Source organism: Dyella silvatica (genome assembly GCF_026283955.1).
GTDB lineage: Bacteria > Pseudomonadota > Gammaproteobacteria > Xanthomonadales > Rhodanobacteraceae > Dyella_C > Dyella_C silvatica.
In genome coordinates this window covers 1-14,156 of sequence record NZ_JAPDPE010000134.1, presented here as the reverse complement: position 1 = coordinate 14,156, position 14,156 = coordinate 1, and the positions used below count along the sequence as shown (strand labels likewise).

Below are 14,156 nucleotides of genomic sequence, written 5' to 3'. Positions count from 1 at the left end.
TCGCCACCGTCATGCGTGCAAACGTCTTCGATGGCATACAGGTCGCCGCCGACATTGTAGACAGCGATCGCGGTGTCGCCATCCCAGACCACCTTGAATTCGCCAGGCAACAATTCGCTGCGGATGCCGACCCTGATCCAGCCGTTCACGCAGGCACCTCAGCCAGCGGTTTGATCAGCAGCTCAAAGCGCAGGTCGTCCCGCTTGGGGATACCAAAGCGAGCCTGGCCATAGGGGAACGGCCGATATTCGCCGGTGCGCCGGTAACCGCGGCGCTCATACCAGGCAATCAACTCATCACGCTGCACGATCACCGTCATATGCATCGCGCAGCAATGCCACTGCTCACGGGCCATGCGCTCGGCTTGCTCCAGCATAGCGCGGCCGGTACCAGCGCCCTGCCCATCCGGATCGACCGCAAACATGCCGAAGTAACCCGCGTCACCCTGCTTTTCGATATGACAGCAAGCACGCAGAAAGCCGTGACTTTCACCCAGCAGGATCACGCTGTCCGGCTGGGAAATCAGTGCGGCGACGCCTTCCGCATCGGTGCGCTGGCCGTCGAGCAGGTCAGACTCGGTCGTCCAGCCGCGCCGGCCAGAGTCGCCGCGATAAGCAGACTCGACCAGGGCGACGATGGTGTCGATATCGGCGGCCGTAGCCGTACGGAAACTAAGCGCTGAAGTGTTTGGCATCCGCGAATGATAAAGCAGAGCGCCCGCACTTCGGCATACCGGCTACGCCATGGGGGCAGGGATTCTCCCCGCCCCCATCTACGGTGCTGGCAGCGCTAAGGCTTAGTGCGGTGCGACGACCAGCACGCCGAAGCCATCCACCGGTTTGCCCTTGTCAGCCGAATGGGCGGCAACCAGGAAAACCTCATGCGTGCTGGGGTCCAAGGCCAGCGTGCGTGCGGTCTTCTGCGTGCTTACATTGGCGAGCACGCTGTACTTGTCGGCGCTGTCCTGGTGAACCACGGTCAGCGTGCCATCGCCGTTGGAGCTGAGCACGACATGGCGCTCGGCATCGAAAACCACCGCATCCGGGCCCTTGCCGATCGGCAGCTTGGCCACCTGGTGCCCATTGCTCGCGTCGGTAACAATCATCATGTTGTTATCGCAGACCGAGAACAGCCGCTGATTGGTCGCGTCGAATGCCAGGCCGGTCGGCCCTTCACACGGCGCCAACGCCCATACGTCGAGCACCTTGCGCGCTTTCAGATCGACGCGAACCAGTTCGCCCTTGTCTTCCAGGTTCAAGAACAAGTGACCGTTGCCATCGGTGACCGCAAATTCGGGGCGACCGGGCACCGCGATCGTCGCGACTTCTTTGCCGGCCTGCGGATCGATCACGCTGATGTTGTTGCTATGACCATTCATCGTCAGCAGCTGCCCGCCGACCGCATCGTAAATGATCGCATCGGGGTCTTTGCCGCTCAGTGCGATATGGCCGGTGCTTTTTAGCGTATCCAGATCGATGGTGGTGACATTGTCGCCGTGACCATTGCTGACAAAACCGCGATGCATCGTCGGCACCAAGGCCACGCCATGCGCGTGCTGCATGCCGGGAATTTCCCCGATCAGCTTGCCGCTATTGGCATCGGCCACCATCACACGATCGTCGCGGGCAATAAAAAGATGGCGCGAAGCCGGGTCAATGCTGAGGTAATCCCAGCCGCCCGCGCCACCAAGAACATAATGCTGCTTGACCACATAAGGTGCGGCAGCCGATGAATCGGCCATCACTGGCGCGATGGCGCCCGTAGCCAGCAGCAAGGCGAAAGCAAGAGTCTTCATGGAACATCCTTGACAGAAAAAAGATCAGCCCCTCCCCAGCAAGCAAGGGGCTTGGTGATTGAACTTCAACGCGCAGGCATCGAAATCAAAGCTTGAAACGCGCGCCCACCGTGATGGTCTGCTCGTAGAACTCACGCTGGATCGGCCGCGCGTTGGTCGGACCTTCGGTGAACTTCAGTCGCGTATTGGTCAGGTTCTTGGCGTTGAGAAACAGCGACCATTGTTTGTCTATCGCGTAGCTCGCACCGAAATCCAGCGAGAAACGCGCCTGCGACCAAATATCTGTCGCCGCCGAACTACCGACGCCGAAAATATTCTTGCTGACGTAATAGGCACCAAGATTCAGATTCAAGCCGCCCTTGTCATAGAACAACATCAGGTTACCGGTGTTGCGTGATGTCGACGGCAATTGCAGATGCTCACCTGGGCGAATTTCCGCGTTGGAATTGACATAGGTGTAGTTGACACCCACGCCGAAACCACCGAGCCAACCGGGCAGCATGCTGAATTTCTGCTGATAGTTCAGCTCGACACCACGCGCATACGCACTGCTGAGGTTATCGAAGGTAAATACCTTGGCAGCACCTGTGAAGCCCGCGAACAAGCCATTGTTCGGGAAGATGACGCCGACCTCTTCCTTGTTGATGATGTAGTTGCTCAACTCTTTATCGAACACGCCTACCGAGGCAATGCCGCCGTCATTGAGGTAGTACTCCAAAGAGACATCGAAATTGTCACTGGTGGTCGGCTTGAGGTTCGGGTTGCCCTGGGTCACGTTATCCGCCGAAGGATCGATCAAGACAGCGGCGGTGACCTGGTTGAAGCCTGGGCGGGCAATCGTCTTGGAGTAGTTGCCGCGGGCGATCAAATCGTCCGCCAATTCATAGCGCAGCTGCACCGTCGGAAAGAAATTGCCGTAGCCGTGCTGGCGCGAATTGGACAGCGCGCCGATAAAATTGCCGTTGGTATCTTTCAGGATTTGATTGCCGGTGTAGGTCGCCAGCGTGCGCTCCCAACGAACGCCGGTGAGCACGCCTAGTTTATCGGTCGGCGAGAATTGATACTGGCCATAGGCCGCATAGACGTCTTCGCTGGCACTCGACGCGCCCTGCGCCTCGTTCTGCTGGTCTCCCAGCGGGTTAGCCAGCGGAAACAGGCCGGGATTGCTGAAAAAGAAATTGCGTATCCCGGTGCCATTGAGGTTGTAGCCGTTCTGGTAGTGATTATCGTAGAAGGTGACCAGCTTCTGGCCAGCAAACTGAGTCATCGGCAGTGTCGGCACGCTATAGGTAAAGCGCTCGATGCTGCCGTGACGATCACGCATGCGCGCGCTGACACCGAACTTGAGGCTTTCTTCCGTACCCTGCCGGTCCGTGCTCTGGAAAAAGTCCGTGGGAATCGTAACGTTGAACGCGCCCGTGTATTCCTGGTTGTGATCGTGCTCGGTACTGTTCTGCAGACTCGACAGTGTGTAGTTCGTCGGATCGAGCGGATTGGGGCCACTGAGATTATTGAAACGCGGATAGCGCGGGTCGCTGATATTGTCGTAGGCCACACGCACCGCACCGGGGCTGGAAAAATCGGTGTTGTAATCGAATGGTTTGTTATACGAGCCGTAAGTCGCCGCGACCAGATAGTCGATCTTGAAACTCGGGAAATGATTCTCGCCGCCTAAGGTGAGCACGCGGGTGTCGATGGTTTCCTTCTCGTCACGCAGCGATTTGTCGTAGGTGACATTCGGATCGATAAAGCCTTTCGGGTTGTTCGGATCGGTCATCACCGAGCCCGTGCCGCCCTGAAACAGGTTGTACGTCAGGCGCTGGCGATTCACCGACTCGGTATAGCCCGCATCGAAGTAACGCACGTACCAGCGATTGTCCGCATCCGGCTCGTAGTTGAACTCGCCGCCATAGCCAAGCCGGCGACGGTGATAGCGGTAGTAGCGCTGCTCAAAGTCATTCATCACCTTGTCAGGCGTGCCGTTGGCCTGATCGTCGGCGTACGAGCCCTCGATATCGTCCACGCCACGCTTGTCTTCGTAATAAGCGACGGTGCCGATAAAGCTGAAAGCATTGTTGGCGCCAAAACGACCGCCGCCGCTGAGTGAGTAATCCTTGATCGGAGTACTGCGCAGGGTCTCGATACCCGAGCCGATTTCTGCCTCAAAAAAGCGATCTTTGCCCGGCGGCACCTGCTTCGGGGTGATCTCGATGGTGCCGCCCAGGGCCTCGGCGTCCTGATCGGGCGTGTTGGTCTTGGTCACGGTGATCGCGCCGATCAAACCGGTCGGGATCGAGTCGAAGGCTACCGCGCGGCCACCGCCCTGCGGGGATGCGACATTGGTCGGCGGCAAGCGCACACCACCAAACGTGGTGCCGTTGAGATCCGCATCCAGGCCACGGATATTGACGAAACGCCCCTCGCCGGTATCGCTTTCCAGCGAGATACCCGGCACCCGTCGCACCGCTTCGGCGGCATTGACGTCGGGCAGCTTCTGGATTTCGGTCGCCGGCAATACATTGACGATATTCGGCGCGCTTTGCTGAATAGCCCGGGCCATTTCAGCCGGGGTGGTTTGCGCGGTGACTTTCAGCGCCTGTAAGTCGACCGCTTTGTTGGCAGCCGTTTTGTCCGTCGACGACGGGTCCCGCTCCGCTGCCTCATTCGAAGCCGCCGGCTTCGCCACAGGAACCTCGTCCGTAGCGGCATTCGACGCCATAGCCGACGCCACCCCAGTTACCGCGGCGAAACCCACCAAGAAACGGCCAATATGCGTTCGAGCCATAAGTAAATCCTTGCGATCAATGAATACGACTGGCCAGCCGGCGGCGTCGACGATCAACTGTCATGCCCGCTGTCATCTGATCGACATTAGGTGGGTGGTATGACCGAACCGATGCGTTGGACTTACCGATCGGTAAGGAACGCGACCCCAATATGCAAAGTGCCTCTATGAAAATGTTTACCTTATGCGCATCCTGATCGTCGAAGACGACCACACCACCGCCACCCACATCGCCGCCGGCTTGCACCAGGCCGACCTGTATATCGACAACGTGGCCGATGGCTACCAGGGCCTGTCAATGGCATCCCAGGGCCAGTACGACCTGCTGGTGGTCGACCGCATGCTGCCGCGTATGGACGGGCTGACCATGGTGCGCGAGCTGCGTGCCGCCGGATCGGAGCTGCCGGTACTGATGGTTTCTGCCCTGGGCGAAGTCGATGCTCGCGTCGAAGGCCTGGAGGCCGGTGCCGACGATTACCTGGCCAAGCCCTTTGCGATGATCGAACTGCGGGCACGTCTGGCCGCGCTCTCACGCCGACCACGCATGAGCGAAACCCCGACACGTCTTCGGCTCGCCGACCTGGAGCTGGACCTGATCAGCCGTGAAGTGCATCGCGCTGGCCGGCTGATCGAACTGCAACCACGCGAATTCCGCTTGCTTGAGTATCTGATGTCGCACAGTGGCCGCGTGGTTACCCGCGCCATGCTGCTCGAACACGTCTGGGAGTTTCACTTCGATCCGCAAACCAGCGTGGTCGAAACGCATATCAGCCGCCTGCGCAGCAAGATCGATCGCGGCTTCGATGAGGAGCTGCTGCACACCGTACGCAGCGTCGGGTATTGTCTACGTGCTGCGCGGTAATCTGTTCAGTACCGCGGCGTTCCGCATGGCGGTGCTGCAGGCGCTGCTGTTTGCGGCGCTGATTGCCGCCCTGCTCGGCATCGCCTGGTGGAGTGTCGGCGTCTACGCCGAACGGCAACTGCGCGCCGAGGTAAAAACCGAAATGGTGAGCTTGCAGCAAGCGGCCACCGACGGCACGCTGGATATGCAGATACGCCAGCGTGCGGCGGTCTCCCCGGTCGGCCCGGACTACTACCTGCTGACCGATGCCAGCGGTCAGCGCATCGCCGGAAATCTCAGCTACCACCCGCGCACGCCCGGATGGCATACCGTGCCGCTGAGCGGCGCGCAGGGCGAAGACGGTGGCGACGCCGACCAGATGCACCTCTACGCGATCCGCCTGGCCGACGGCCGCTGGCTGGTCGTCGGCAGCGATAACCGCAGTGTGGTCGAGCTTGGCGAGGTACTCAGCGAGCGCTTTATCGACGTCGGTGTCGTGGCGATCTTGCTGGTGCTGCTTATCGGCGGCATGACCAGCTGGTTTTATCTGCGCCGCGTCGACGCGCTCGGCGAGCTGGCCGAACGCGTGCTTGAAGGTGAGCAGACCCTGGTGATTACTGGCTCGGGACGTGGCGACGAGTTCGACCGCCTCGCCGCGCGACTCAACCATATGCTGCAACGCATGCGCGTACTGATGGAGGGCATGCGGCAGGTTTCCAACGACATCGCCCACGACCTGCGCACGCCGCTGACGCATATCCGGCAACGGCTGGAGGCCGACCTCGAACGAAACGTCAGTGAAAACCAACTGCGCGAAAGCGCCGAACAGACCCTGCTCGACATCGATGACTTGCTGGCCACCTTTCGTGCGCTGCTGCGCATCGCCAGCGTGGAATCGCGCCAGCGCCAAGCCGGCTTCGAAGAATTCGATCTGTCGGCCATGTTCGATACCATCGTGGAAACCTACCTACCGGTTGCCGAAGATCATGGGCAGCATTTTGCCGCGCAGATCCATCCTGGACAGCGACTGCGCGGCGACCGTGCCCTGCTCACGCAGATGTTGGCGAACTTGATCGAAAACGCCTTGCATCACACCCCATCGGGTTCACGTATCGACCTGACCCTGCAAGCCACGCCCGACGCGCTGATCGGACGTATTGCCGACACTGGCCCAGGCATTCCAGCCGAGGCCCGCGAACGCGTATTACGGCGCTTCGTACGGCTAGACAGCAGCCGCAGCACACCCGGTTGCGGCCTGGGGCTATCACTGGTTGCGGCGGTCGCCGACCTGCACGGAATCCGCTTGAAACTCGACGATGCCCAACCCGGATTGCTGATCGAACTCGCTTTTCCCAAGTCGTAAACCTTGCAGGGAAGCCCCTCCCTGCGACCGAAGGGCACGCCTTTTTCGGAACAAGTAAGAAGCCACGGCAACCTCAGCAAGCCCTCTACGCAGACCCGAACCGCTTCAGACCATGTTGTCCGCAGCAAACTCCCAATGCACCAGCTGCCAGAAGGCCTCCAGGTATTTCGGCCGGAGATTGCGGTAATCGATGTAGTACGCGTGCTCCCATACGTCGACGGTGAGCAACGGCTGGTGATTTCCAGTGATTGGCGTAGCCGCATTGGACGTATTGACGATACCCAGCGAGCCACCGGAGTGCTGCACCAGCCAGGTCCAGCCGGAACCGAAATTGCCCGCCGCCGATTTGTTGAACTCCTCCTTGAACTGCGCAAACGAACCAAACGCCGCGGTGATCGCATCGGCTAGCTTGCCGGTAGGCTCACCGCCGCCACGCGGGCTAAGCGAGCTCCAATAAAAGCTGTGATTCCAGATCTGCGCGGCATTGTTGAACAGCGCGCCCGATGATTTCTCGATGATCTGCTCAAGCTCGGCGTGCTCGAACTCGGTACCTTTGATCAGGTTATTGAGATGGGTCACATAGGCTTGGTGATGTTTGCCGTAGTGATAGTCCAGTGTCTCGGCAGAGATATGCGGCTCCAAGGCGTCGCGCGCATACGGCAGTGGCAACAGTTCGATCGCCATGATTCGATCCTTATCGTGGTTGAGATGTATCAAGATTTCTTGAGGGGTACAGCCGCTATCGCCGCCATCCATCGTGCTTATTCGGTAGTCGCGATGGCCGCACGCCGTGCCGCGGGCAATCCCAACGCCGCCAGCACGGCAAAGCTGCCGAAGACCCAGGGCACCGCATGACGTGCGCCTTCCAGGCCACCCGGATCGCTCAGCCCCGCAGCATTGGCGATGAGTCCGGCCAAGGCCGCTCCTACGGACATGGCATAGAGCTGCACGGTGGAAATCGACGACGAGGCCAAACTGCCCTCCCCAGCCGGTGCAGAGGCCAGCAAGGCCGTCAGCAGGTGCGGCCATGCCATGCCGATACCGAGGCCGACACCGACCAGGGCAAAGCACATCAGCGCAAACCCCGCACCGTGATCGAACCCCTGCGCCTGCCGCAGCAGCCACGCCAGACACGCCAGTGATAAAGCCATCAACAGTGGGCCGGTGCGGATGGCCCGAGCGGCGAACGACTCGCTGCGGCCCGCACTCAGCACCGAGCCGAAACTCCAGCCGCCCGCCATCACCGCCGTGAGAAACCCGGCCATCAATGGGCTGTAGCCGTGAATGACCTGCAAGAAATACGGCACGAAAATTTCCACCGTGCTGCCGATCACCAGCAAGCTCATCGCGAGATAGATTGCCAACAGCCGCGAGGGACGATAGGCGTTGCTGGGCAGTAAACGATCCGTGGCACGGCGATCCCAGCGAACGATCCATGCCGCCAACAGCAAGCCTAGGCCCACACCCAGCGCTTGCAGGCCACGCGACGTGGTCAGACTGGCCAGTGAAATCGCCAACACCGACAAGGCGAGCAAGGCCAGCCTTCCGCCCGGAATACCCGTAGCCGATGCCGCATTGCGCTCCGTCGACGGTAGCCATAGCCACACGACAAGCGCCAACACGATCACTGCCGGAAACAAGGCCCAAAACGCCGCGCGCCAATCGCCCGCCTGCGCGAACAAGCCGCCGATGGCCGGGCCGGACAACGTCGCCACGCCCCACATCGCCGACACCAGGCCCATGGCCCGTGACCAGTACGCAGGCTCGAACACCTGCCGTATCAACACATAGGCCAGCGACACCAGCACGCCACCGCCCAGCCCCTGCAAACTACGCCCGGCGAGCATCCAGGGCATCGACGGTGCCACTGCGCAAACCAGCGAACCCAGCGAGAACACCGCCAGCGCCAGCAAATACGCGCCCCGGCCGCCCCAGCGATCGGCCAGACGCGCCGCCAGGGTGGCGCCAATGATCGAGGCGATCACGAACAACGTGGTATTCCAGGCGTAATAAGCCAGGCCGCCAATATCCGCCACGATCGAAGGCATGATCGTGGTCACCACATAGATATTGATCGCGTGCAAAGCGGTGCCGCCGGCCAAGGCCAGCGAGCGCACACCATTGCGGCCAGACAGCAAACCGGACCATGACGCGGTAACCGAAGAAACAGCAGCAGACATACGCCCTCGACAATGCGCGGTTATCGCGCCTAATATCCAAGTTAACGCTTGCATATTAAGCGGCAGCGCCCGAATTAAGCAAGCAACAGCTTGGATAATGACAATCTTGAATCACACCGCCTCGAACAGCCTTAGCGAACCCACCGCCGAACGCATCCTGCTGCAGCTGAAGACGCAGGGGCCGCAAAGCACGACGGCCCTGGCCAAAGCTATCCAGATCACCGCCGAGGCGATGCGCCAGCAAGTGCAGAAACTGGTCGACGCCGGCTTGCTGCAAGGCCAGACCGAGCGCAGCAGCAGTGCCGGACGGCCACGTCAGCTGTGGACCCTGACCCGCGCGGTGCATGCACGCTTTCCCGATGCCCACGCACAGCTGGCCCTGGATCTGATTACCTCCGTGCGCAGCCTGTTCGGCGATACCGGTGTGGATCGGTTGATCGATGCCCGCCGCGAAGAGAGCCGCCAGCTCTATCTGGAAAGCATCGGCCAGGCACGCAGCATCGGCGATCGCGTGCGCAAGCTGGCGGCCGTACGCGACCGCGAAGGCTATATGGCCCGCGCCGAACGCGATGGTCAGGACTGGCTGCTGATCGAAGATCACTGCCCTATCTGCGCCGCCGCCCAGGCCTGCCAAGGCTTCTGCCGCGCCGAACTGGAACTGTTCCAGGAAGTGCTCGGCGCCGACACTCGGGTCGTGCGCGAGCAACACCTGCTTGCCGGTGCGCGCCGCTGCGTATACCGGATCAGCCCCAGTCGCAGCATCACTACCCCTATACGGGTCGATGCCTGAAGATCGGCAATGACCTTCGACACTTTGACGTACACCGCAAGTCTGACTAGTTTGCGAATGCAGCCGAGCGTTCGGGTGCGCTACGACTTTCGTCTTGTAAGGAGATTTTGTGAACTACCGTCTATTGAAACCGCTGGCCTGCGCTGTCGGTCTGGCCCTGAGCATCGGCAGCGCTAGCGCATCGTCCGGCGACTTCAACATCAACGAGCTCGACCACAAGATCGACGCATGCAATGACTTCAATGGCTTCGTCAATGCCAAATGGGTAGCCGCCCACCCGATTCCCGCGGATCGCACCCGCTGGGGCTCGTTCGACATGTTGCGCGAAGACAGCCTCGATGTGCAGCGCAAAATCGTCGAGAACGCCGCCAAGAATGCGGATAAAGCCAGCGCGGGCTCGATTGAACAGAAGATCGGTTACCTGTACGCCTCGGGCATGGATGAGGCAGCCATCGACAAGGCCGGCTTCGAGCCGATCAAACCCAAGCTCGCCCGCATTGCCGCGCTCAGGAACAGCACCGATATCGCCGCCTATATCCGTGACAGCTACGCCGATGGCGACGGCGTCGGTTTCCGTTTTGGCGGCAATGCCGACTTCAAAGATTCCAACCAACAGATCGCCTACACCGGGCAGGGCGGCCTGGGCTTGCCTACCGCCGAGTACTACAGCAAGCCGGACTTCGAAAAAATCCGTACCGCCTATGTCGCACACATCGCCAAGCTGCTGGAGCTGACCGGCACCACCGATGCGCAGGCGCAGGCCAAAGCGGTGATGACGATTGAAACGCGGCTGGCCGGTGTCTCAATGATTCCCACCGAGTTGCGCAAGCCGGAAAATCGCTACCACTACGTCAGCTTCGCCGAAGCCAGTCAGGTCACCCCGCATTTTGACTGGGCCACGTTCTTCAAGGCGCAAGGCGCCGATGTAAAAAATGGCTTCTCCTTGTCGCAGCCGAAATTCTTCGCTGAATTCGACAAGATGCTAGGCGATGTATCGGTAGCCGATTGGCAGGCTTATCTGCGTTTCCACGCTATCGAGAATGCAGCGGCTTATTTGTCCAAGCCGTTTCAGCAAGAAGACTTTGCCTTCAACGCGCAAACCCTGAACGGCCAGAAGGAAATCAAGGCGCGCTGGAAGCGCTCCCTCGACACCGTCAATGAAAGCATGGGCATGGCGCTAGGGCAGCTCTACGTCAAAGACAATTTCTCGCCGACCTCGAAACAGCGCGCGCAAGAGATGGTCGACAACCTGCGTGCCGCTTACAAATCACGCATCGAACAGCTGCCGTGGATGAGCGAGGCTACCAAGCAAAAGGCCTTGGAGAAATGGGCGGCCTTTACGCCGAAGATCGGCTATCCCGACAAATGGCGTGACTGGAGCGGCCTGACGATCAAGCCGGGCGCTTACTTCGATAATGTGCAGGCGGCGAGCAAATTCAATTACGACTACATGGTCGGCAAAATCGGTAAAGCGGTCGATCGCAGCGAATGGGGCATGACGCCGCAAACGGTGAATGCGTATTACAGCCCGCAGAAAAATGAAATCGTGTTCCCGGCGGCCATCCTGCAATCCCCGTTCTTCGATGCGCATGCCGACGACGCCCTCAACTACGGCGGCATCGGTGCGGTCATCGGCCATGAAATGGGCCACGGTTACGACGACCAAGGCAGCAAGTTCGATGCCCAGGGCAATAACGTCAATTGGTGGACCGACGACGATCGCAAGGCCTTCGAAGCACGCACCGCCAAGCTGGCCGAGCAGTTCAACCGCTATGAAGCGCTGCCCGGCAAGTTCGTCAACGGCCAGCTCACCATGGGCGAGAACATCGGCGACCTCGGCGGCATCAACGCCGCCTACGATGCCTTGCAAATGGCCTTGAGCAAGAACCCCGCCGAAGCCAGCAAGAAAATCGACGGCTACACCCAGGACCAGCGCTTCTTCCTCAACTGGGCCCGGGTATGGCGCGGCAATATCCGCCAGGAAGCGCTGCTGACGCAGATCAACACCGATCCGCATGCGCCGGCACAGTTCCGCGCCATCGGCGCTCCGTCGAACATGCCCGCCTTTGCGCAGGCATTCCAATGCAAGGCCGACGCCAAGATGGTCCGCTCTGGCGATAAGCAGGTAAAGATCTGGTGACCTCGCGTCATCCGGGGTCGTAGCTCTACGGAAGCGTTACCGGTTCAGGCCGGTAACGCTTCCCTTGCCATGCTTCTCGCGTGTACGGTCCACCCGTATTCCGCTCGCGAGCCAAAGGCAGAAACCATCATGAAGCGTACCCTCGGCACCACCCTGCTCATCGTGTTGCTAATCGGCTGCTCCGCCAAGGACAACCCGTCCACGTCCAGCCAACCGGCGGCGGCCAATTCAACCCAGACTCCCGTCGTCGGCATGGCCAACCCCGCCTCCGTCTCCTGCATCAAGCAAGGCGGCAAGCTCGATATCCGCAAGGATGCGGCGGGCAACCAGGATGGCGTCTGCGTGTTTCCCGATGGCCGGGAATGCCAGGAGTGGCCGCTGTTTCGCGACAAGCAGTGCATTGCCCCGCCCAAGCCGGTGCAGCCCTAGGGACCCTAACTCACCAGCTATCGGATGCGCCGCCACCGCCCGAGCTGCCGCCGTCGCCGGAGTAATCCGAGCTGGAACTCGACGAGTCCGAACTGGAACTGCTCGAATCGAATGTGCTGGAGGACGAGGACGAATCCGCGCGACCACGCGATCTTCGACCCTTACGGGCATGGGTTGCGGCGACGACGGCGACGCTGGGTCCGCTCCATGTCAGAACCTGCCACAACGATGGTGGCCATGCGGTCACGCTGGCCTTCCTGTGCGACCGCGCGTTGTTGCTGCCCTGTTGAACTATGTCGTACTCCAAGCGCATCTTGCGGCGACGCAGCCACCAGGCCACCACCAGATAAAGCGCGAATGAGCCGCCAACGACTGACCATGGAAAGACGAAGCGCAGCAACGGAATGCACAGCGGCCCCAGCAGCAGATAACTCCATAAGCCACCCAGCGTTGTCGTCATCCAGGTGAACATGACGACGAAAAGCAAAGTGAAAAGCACGAACAACCACGCACCTGAAGCGAAGAAACCTTCTCGCGCGATAATCCCCTGCGGACTGTCATCCGTCGCCGCAGCTCCCGCGGCGACGCTGTCATTGCCCAAGACCGCCAACACGCCCTCGACACCCGCCTCGACGCCCCCGGCATAGTCGCCACTGGCGAAACGCGGATGCATGGCCTGGCGCAAAATCTGCGAGCTCGCCAGATCGGTAAGCCTTCCTTCCAGGCCGTAGCCTACTTCGATCCGCGTGCGGTGATCGTTCACGGCGACAATGATCAAGACACCGTTATCGACGCCTTTATGGCCAAGCCTCCATTGCGTGAAAACGGCATTGGAATAGCTTTCGATATCCTGCCCGCCAAGATCCGTGACCGTCAGCACCACCACCTGATCGCCGGTGACTCGCTCGTGCTCGGTCAGTTGCGCATCGATCCCGGCCGCGCGTGCACCAAGCACCTGGGCGTAGTCGTTGACGTGTCCATGCAACTCGGGAAGCGCCTCGGCGCCTGTCGCGGCTATCGGCAGCCACAGGGCAAGCAGGCACAACCATCCCATAAGACGTAAATATCCGTGCACGATGCCCCCGTTCGAATCAGGCTAGCCGTTGTAGCGCTGCAAAGGTCAGATCCATGTCTGCGTTGGTCGTACGCCAGTTACAGATGGCTACGCGCAGTATGGGCCGGCCATCGAGCACAGAAGGCGAGAGATATGCCGTACCGTCATGCTGCAGCCGTTGGTGCAATTGAGCCAGGGCCGCCTTGTCTGCATCGGCAAGCGTGAAACACACCACATTGAGCCGCACCGGCGCAGCCAGGCGAAAACGCGGATCGGTCTCGATCAGGCTTCCGAGATATTGTGCCGACGCGCAGTTGCGCTCGACCAATTCGGCATAGCCTTCACGGCCGTAGGCGAGCAGGCTCATCCACAACGGCAGTGCGCGGAAACGCCGTGAGTTCTCCGGCGTCAGATGCAAAAAATTATCCGCGACGGCAACCGGCGCCGACAGATACGCAGAGTGGTTCTGGAATACCTCAAGCTGCAGCGGCAAATGCGCGGTATAGAGCAACGCACAGTCGTAGGGCACATTGAGCCACTTGTGCGCATCGACCGTCACGGAATCGGCAAACTCGATGCCCGCCAACAGCGCCCTGCGCGGCTCGAACGCCGCAGCGATACCGCCGAACGCCGCATCGACATGCAACCAGAAGCCATAACGCTGCTTGAGTGCGGCGATAGCGGCGAGATCGTCGAAGTCCACCGTATTCACGGTGCCCGCACTGGCAACCACGATGCTTGGCGCGTCGCCATGCTGGCTTAGCGCATGCTCCAGCGCA

Annotated in this window: 13 protein-coding genes; 5 read left to right on the top strand and 8 right to left on the bottom strand. The window is 60.5% G+C overall.

From position 1 onward, the window contains the following. The 4 genes from OUZ52_RS19855 to OUZ52_RS19840 form a co-directional block, all read right to left on the bottom strand. The coding region (locus tag OUZ52_RS19855) for a Rieske 2Fe-2S domain-containing protein (protein ID WP_266160287.1) at positions 1 to 149 on the bottom strand (149 nt) is incomplete at its 3' end. Then, positions 146 to 694 (bottom strand): GNAT family N-acetyltransferase, encoded by a 549-nt coding sequence (locus OUZ52_RS19850; protein ID WP_266160284.1) that lies wholly within the window; start codon positions 692 to 694, stop codon positions 146 to 148. The genes OUZ52_RS19855 and OUZ52_RS19850, both read right to left, overlap by 4 nt. A 102-nt stretch (positions 695 to 796) precedes the next feature. Beyond that, the gene (locus OUZ52_RS19845) at positions 797 to 1,795 is read right to left on the bottom strand and encodes a YncE family protein (RefSeq protein WP_266160283.1); all 999 of its coding nucleotides are present in this window, start codon (positions 1,793 to 1,795) and stop codon (positions 797 to 799) included. 85 nt (positions 1,796 to 1,880) lie between these two features. Continuing rightward, a complete protein-coding gene (locus OUZ52_RS19840) occupies positions 1,881 to 4,580 on the bottom strand; it encodes a TonB-dependent receptor (protein WP_266160282.1) in 2,700 nt (899 codons plus the stop codon). 184 nt (positions 4,581 to 4,764) lie between these two features. Here OUZ52_RS19840 and OUZ52_RS19835 point away from each other — a divergent pair, with 184 nt between their 5' ends. Further along, positions 4,765 to 5,442, top strand: coding sequence for a response regulator transcription factor (locus OUZ52_RS19835; RefSeq protein ID WP_266160280.1), 678 nt, complete (start codon positions 4,765 to 4,767; stop codon positions 5,440 to 5,442). Further along, positions 5,429 to 6,784: a sensor histidine kinase gene (locus OUZ52_RS19830; protein WP_266160279.1), complete on the top strand. Its 1,356-nt coding sequence runs from the start codon at positions 5,429 to 5,431 to the stop codon at positions 6,782 to 6,784. Before OUZ52_RS19835 ends, OUZ52_RS19830 begins: the two co-directional genes overlap by 14 nt. 105 nt (positions 6,785 to 6,889) lie before the next feature. Here OUZ52_RS19830 and OUZ52_RS19825 read toward each other — a convergent pair whose 3' ends face one another. Further along, positions 6,890 to 7,468 carry a superoxide dismutase gene (locus OUZ52_RS19825; RefSeq protein ID WP_266160278.1) on the bottom strand — a complete coding sequence of 193 codons (579 nt, stop codon included), beginning with the start codon at positions 7,466 to 7,468 and terminating at the stop codon, positions 6,890 to 6,892. 77 nt (positions 7,469 to 7,545) lie between these two features. Beyond that, positions 7,546 to 8,964, bottom strand: a complete 1,419-nt coding sequence (locus OUZ52_RS19820) for an MFS transporter (protein WP_266160277.1) — start codon at positions 8,962 to 8,964, stop codon at positions 7,546 to 7,548. 106 nt (positions 8,965 to 9,070) lie between these two features. On the opposite strand from OUZ52_RS19820, the gene OUZ52_RS19815 reads away from it, so the two are divergent. The 3 genes from OUZ52_RS19815 to OUZ52_RS22905 all read left to right on the top strand — a co-directional run bounded on the left by OUZ52_RS19815 (position 9,071) and on the right by OUZ52_RS22905 (position 12,323). Beyond that, positions 9,071 to 9,754, top strand: a complete 684-nt coding sequence (locus OUZ52_RS19815; RefSeq protein WP_266160275.1) for a helix-turn-helix transcriptional regulator — start codon at positions 9,071 to 9,073, stop codon at positions 9,752 to 9,754. 109 nt (positions 9,755 to 9,863) lie between these two features. Further along, positions 9,864 to 11,894 carry a M13 family metallopeptidase gene (locus OUZ52_RS19810; protein WP_266160274.1) on the top strand — a complete coding sequence of 677 codons (2,031 nt, stop codon included), beginning with the start codon at positions 9,864 to 9,866 and terminating at the stop codon, positions 11,892 to 11,894. A gap of 129 nt (positions 11,895 to 12,023) precedes the next feature. Then, positions 12,024 to 12,323, top strand: coding sequence for a putative hemolysin (locus OUZ52_RS22905; protein ID WP_323135378.1), 300 nt, complete (start codon positions 12,024 to 12,026; stop codon positions 12,321 to 12,323). Positions 12,324 to 12,333: 10 nt separating this feature from the next. Here OUZ52_RS22905 and OUZ52_RS19800 read toward each other — a convergent pair whose 3' ends face one another. Further along, the gene (locus OUZ52_RS19800) at positions 12,334 to 13,377 is read right to left on the bottom strand and encodes a TPM domain-containing protein (protein WP_266160273.1); all 1,044 of its coding nucleotides are present in this window, start codon (positions 13,375 to 13,377) and stop codon (positions 12,334 to 12,336) included. Between the two features lie 37 nt (positions 13,378 to 13,414). Beyond that, the coding region (locus OUZ52_RS19795) for a pyridoxal phosphate-dependent decarboxylase family protein (protein ID WP_266160272.1) at positions 13,415 to 14,156 on the bottom strand (742 nt) is incomplete at its 5' end.

Excerpts from the sequence above, each read along its gene's own strand:
- OUZ52_RS19840 (WP_266160282.1), bottom strand. The coding sequence starts at position 4,580 with ATGGCTCGAACGCATATTGGCCGTTTCTTGGTGGGTTTCGCCGCGGTA.
- OUZ52_RS19825 (WP_266160278.1), bottom strand. The coding sequence starts at position 7,468 with ATGGCGATCGAACTGTTGCCACTGCCGTATGCGCGCGACGCCTTGGAG.
- OUZ52_RS19850 (WP_266160284.1), bottom strand. The coding sequence starts at position 694 with ATGCCAAACACTTCAGCGCTTAGTTTCCGTACGGCTACGGCCGCCGAT.
- OUZ52_RS19820 (WP_266160277.1), bottom strand. The coding sequence starts at position 8,964 with ATGTCTGCTGCTGTTTCTTCGGTTACCGCGTCATGGTCCGGTTTGCTG.
- OUZ52_RS19835 (WP_266160280.1), top strand. The coding sequence starts at position 4,765 with ATGCGCATCCTGATCGTCGAAGACGACCACACCACCGCCACCCACATC.
- OUZ52_RS22905 (WP_323135378.1), top strand. The coding sequence starts at position 12,024 with ATGAAGCGTACCCTCGGCACCACCCTGCTCATCGTGTTGCTAATCGGC.
- OUZ52_RS19800 (WP_266160273.1), bottom strand. The coding sequence starts at position 13,377 with ATGGGATGGTTGTGCCTGCTTGCCCTGTGGCTGCCGATAGCCGCGACA.
- OUZ52_RS19845 (WP_266160283.1), bottom strand. The coding sequence starts at position 1,795 with ATGAAGACTCTTGCTTTCGCCTTGCTGCTGGCTACGGGCGCCATCGCG.